The sequence below is a fragment of the Neisseria sp. P0021.S007 genome (assembly GCF_051956855.1).
In genome coordinates this window covers 1-436 of the sequence record NZ_JBQCXA010001776.1, presented here as the reverse complement: position 1 = coordinate 436, position 436 = coordinate 1, and the positions used below count along the sequence as shown (strand labels likewise).

General features: G+C 49.8%; 1 pseudogene. It reads right to left on the bottom strand.

Going from position 1 to position 436, the window contains the following annotated elements:
* Nucleotides 1-375: pseudogene (locus ACTHUR_RS21405) on the bottom strand (tRNA (guanosine(37)-N1)-methyltransferase TrmD); the annotation flags it as partial.
* Nucleotides 376-436 lie beyond the last annotated feature (61 nt).

The window sequence follows — 436 nt, the reverse complement described above, 5'->3', positions numbered from 1 at the left end:
GCTTTGCAGTAGGCGCTCGTCAATTCCTTCGTATCGTCCGCAAAGCAGTATGAGATGCGGGGATTTTGCAAGTTCTACGGCTTTTTTGTGGGTCAGCGGTTGACCTTGCGGACTAAGGTAGATGACTTTTGCAGGCGCTGAAGATGTTTGTTTGGCTTCTTCTATCGCTGCTTGCAGCGGCGGCGCCATCATAATCATTCCCGGACCTCCGCCAAAGGGGCGATCGTCAATATAACCGAGTTTGTTGTCGGCGAATTTACGGGGATTGATGGCTTGGAATTGCCAAAAGTTTTGTTTTTTTGCGCGACCGGTTACGCCGTATTCGGTAATGCTGTCGAACATTTCGGGGAAGATGGTGATGGCTTGAATCAACATCAGTAGTCTAAGCCCCAGTCGGCGGTAATGGTTTTGCTTTCGGTATCGACGGTTTCGATGT